General features: G+C 74.8%; 3 protein-coding genes and 1 pseudogene. 3 read left to right on the plus strand and 1 reads right to left on the minus strand.

Annotated elements, in window-relative coordinates; all coding sequences use genetic code 11:
* A pseudogene (locus tag ABD308_RS01875) lies at positions 1–350 on the plus strand (gluconokinase); the annotation flags it as partial.
* Positions 351–373: 23 nt separating this feature from the next.
* Here the strand turns inward: ABD308_RS01875 and ABD308_RS01880 are convergent.
* Positions 374–841, minus strand: coding sequence for an SsgA family sporulation/cell division regulator (locus ABD308_RS01880; protein WP_344324438.1), 468 nt, complete (start codon positions 839–841; stop codon positions 374–376).
* 297 nt (positions 842–1,138) lie between these two features.
* On the opposite strand from ABD308_RS01880, the gene ABD308_RS01885 reads away from it, so the two are divergent.
* On the plus strand, positions 1,139–2,386 hold the full coding sequence (locus ABD308_RS01885) for a PucR family transcriptional regulator (protein WP_344324441.1): 1,248 nt from the start codon (positions 1,139–1,141) through the stop codon (positions 2,384–2,386).
* Between the two features lie 329 nt (positions 2,387–2,715).
* Complete coding sequence (locus tag ABD308_RS01890; protein ID WP_344324444.1) at positions 2,716–3,564, plus strand: helix-turn-helix domain-containing protein; 849 nt, start codon at positions 2,716–2,718, stop codon at positions 3,562–3,564.
* Positions 3,565–3,618 lie beyond the last annotated feature (54 nt).

A 3,618-nucleotide genomic window follows, 5' to 3' on the forward strand; every position in this document is an offset into this window, starting at 1 on the left:
ACGACGCGGTGCGCCGGCCCTGGCTGGAGGCGGTCGGCCGCTGGCTGCGCGAGCGCGACGAGGCGGGCACCGGCTGCGTGATCGCCTGCTCCGCGCTGAAGCGGCGCTACCGCGACATCCTGCGGGCGGCCTGCCCGGACGCGTTCTTCCTGCACCTGACGGCCGGTCACGACCTGCTGGCCGGGCGGATCGGCCGCCGCTCGGGCCACTTCATGCCGGGGTCGCTGCTGGACTCGCAACTCGCCGCCCTGGAACCGCTGGAGCCGGACGAGCGGGGCGCCACCCTGTACGTCGGGCAGGCGCCCGAGCTGATCGCCGACGCGGCGGTGGCGGCGCTGCCGCGCGGATGAGCGGTGCGCCGGCCGTCACCCCGTCACCCCGTCAGGCCGCCCAGCTCGGCGTCCCAGTCGATCAGGGTCGCCTCGGTGCCCCGGGGGACCAGTGCGAAGCTCTCCCGGCGCAGCCAGCGCCGCAGTTGCCGGGCCGGCAGGTCGACGAGCACGGAGCCGTCCTGGCCCTGGAGCATGATCCGCAGCGAGGCGCGGCCGTGGCAGGTGCAGGGCGGCCAGATGCGGACGTCGCCGGTGCCGGCGGGCCGCTGCAGGCCCTCCCAGAGCAGGTCGCGGGAGAACTGCCAGGTGCCGGCCTCGGCGGCGGCGCCGAGGAATTCCAGCGACACGGCGAACGGGTCGTCGGCGTAGTAGGTGAAGCGCACGGGGATGCCGAGGGACTGGCCCGCGTCGAGCACGATGCGCGCGTCGAGCACGACGTCGGTCGCGGCGGTCTCCGGGCCCGGCTCCGGGCAGGGCTGCGGGCTGGGGAGCGGGTGGGGCGCGGACATGGGTTCTCCTGAGTCGGGGTTGCGGGGCGAAGACCTCGGGCCCTGGGAGCTGCCGACGGACAGGGGAGAGGCGGATCACCGCCCACGCTAGGAGACGGCGCCGGGGGAGATGTTCCGGCGGTGCACCGGGGCGTGACGATCAGCGCACCATCCGCCCGCCGCTCCGGGATGGGACGCGGGCGCACCGCCCTGAAACCACCGCTCTTCCGGGCGCCGAGCGGGTGTCTTCTCGGTTTGTTGAACGTTTGTCCACCCGGTTTCGCCTCTTGTATGAATGCCGCCGGGAGGTAACTGATCATGAAGAGGTGGATCCAGCGCGCACGCCCGGCCGGCGAGGCGCTGCAGACGTTGGTCGACGGCCTGGCCGAGGAACTGGGACGCTCCGTCGTCCTCGACGACCCGCTGGTGCGGATGATCTGCACCAGCCGTCACTTCGGCGACGAGGACCCGGTGCGCGTGCGCACGCTGCTCCAGGGCGTCGCGGACGACGAGGCCATCCGCTACCTGCTCTCCCAGGGCGTGGCGCGGTGGACCGGACCGGGCTACCTGGACGGCCGCGACGACCTGGGCCTGCGACCGCGCTACTGCGCGCCGGTCCGCGAACGCGGCCACCTGCTCGGCATCCTCATCGTCGTGGCGCGGGAAGGCGACCTCACCGCGGCCGAGACCGAGGCCATCGCCCGGGTCTCCCGCGCCGTCGCCGTCGAGATGTACGCCGCGCACCTGGCCTCCGACGCCGCCGAGCAGCGGACCCGCGACCTGGTGAACCGGCTGGTCGGCCCGGACGCGGCGCAGCGCGCCGCCGCGCGCCGCCGGCTGCTGGACGACGGCCTGCTGCCCGCCGGCCCCCACGTGGTGGTCACCACCGTGGCCGTCTCCGGACCGCCCGGACCCTCCGGCCACGTCGAGGTGGCGCTGCGCGGAGCCCTGGAACCGTGCCGGCGGAGCCGCACCGCCCACGGCCTGCTCGCGGTCGAGCGGGACCGGGCCGTCCTGGTCCAGGTCTTCGCACGCGAACCGGCCGAGGAGGACCTGGAGTCGCAGTCCCGGGGCGTCGTCCGCTCCCTGGAGACCTTCCTGGACCAGGACACCACCACGGTGGTGGGCGTCGGCGGACGCCAGGGCGACCTCGCCGACGCCTGGATCTCCCACGACCAGGCCCGGGTGGCCGAGCGCGCCGCCCGCCGGCTGCCCCGGCTCGGCGGCATCGGGGACTGGGAACGGCTCGGCGAGCACACCGTGCTCCTCCAACTGCCCGACACCGCCCTCAACGACTCCCTCGTCCCCAAGCCGCTGCGCCGGCTGCTGGACGGCGGCTCCCACGCCCGCCTGGAGGAGACCCTGCGCTGCTTCCTGGAGAACGCCGGCTCGGTGCCGAGGACGGCGGAGGTCCTGGAGGTCCACCGCACCTCCCTCTACTACCGCCTGCGGCAGATCCAGGAGATCACCGGCCTGGACCTCGACGACGGCGGCCACCGGCTGGTCCTGCACATGGGGCTGCGCCTGTGGGACCTGCTCCGCGTCCCCGCCGAGCGACCGGCCTGACCCGCGGCGGCGTCGGCGGCCTCGTGCTACGGAACGAGGACGCCGGGTTGCTACAGAGTGAGGAAGCCCCGCCGGGCAATCCCTACGCCGGGCGGTGGTCAGCGGGACCCCCGGCTGACGAGAATCGTCACTACGAGCTGCCGCTCATGTCCCGGTGCCCCGCCGGGAACCCGAAGTCCCCTTGGGCGCACGAGCGTCCCCCGCTCCTGAACCCCTCCCCGAGCGCCCCGCGGCCGAGCGGCGGGCGGCGCTCCGCCCTCTCCCCATCCCTGCACAGAGCCATACGAAACCGGTCGGAGCCTTCCGTGATCCAGTCGGGTCCCTCACCCGTGCCAGAAACCGCGCACCACCAGCCCCACCAGGCCGCCCACGACGGCGGCACCGGCTGCATCGACGTCCTCGCGCCGCCGCCCGGCACCGACCCCGAGGACTGCCTCTACGTCGCCCTGCACCTGCAGGGCGAGGCCTCGCTGCGCCGCGACGGCGCCAGCACCGCCCTGGAGCCCGGCGACCTGCTGATCGGCACCACCCCGTACCCGACCGGCCTGCTGTCCGAGCCCGGGTTCCACATGGCCCGCTTCCGCGTCCCCTGCTTCTACCTGGGCGTGCGGCACGGCGACGTCCGGCGCACCGGAGGGCTGCTGGCCCGGGGGGACCAGGGCATCGGCTCGCTGGCCTCCCAGGTCCTGCGCACCCTCGCCTCCGAGCTCCGCTCCCGGAACGCCCGGCCCGGCCACCACCTCGCGCGCAGCGTCTCCGACATCGTCGCCATCCTGGTGACCGAACTGCTCGAACGGGTCGACCCGGACCACCCGACCGCCGCGGCCGGGATCCTGGCGCGGATCCGCGACCACATCGAGGACAACCTCGCCGACCCGGACCTCTCGCCCGAGTCGATCGCCCGCTCGCAGCACATCTCGGTGCGCTACCTGCACAAGCTCTTCCAGCCGGACGGCACGACCGTCGGCCAGTGGGTGCGCGGGCGGCGCCTGGACGCCTGCCGCCGCGAGCTGGAACGGCCCTCCCGCCGGCAGACCAGCGTCTCCGCCGTCGCCCACCGCTGGGGCTTCGTCAGCCACTCCCACTTCAGCCGCGCGTTCCGGGAGACCTACGGCGTCTCGCCGCGCGAGTGGCAGGCCTACGCCGCGCACGCCGACGCCCGGCAACAGGCCTCCTGACCTCCCCCTCCACCCCCACCCCCAGCCCGCCCGGGGGCGGGGGCGGCCGGGCTG

It is taken from the genome of Kitasatospora putterlickiae, from assembly GCF_039527695.1.
Taxonomy (GTDB): Bacteria; Actinomycetota; Actinomycetes; order Streptomycetales; family Streptomycetaceae; genus Kitasatospora; species Kitasatospora putterlickiae.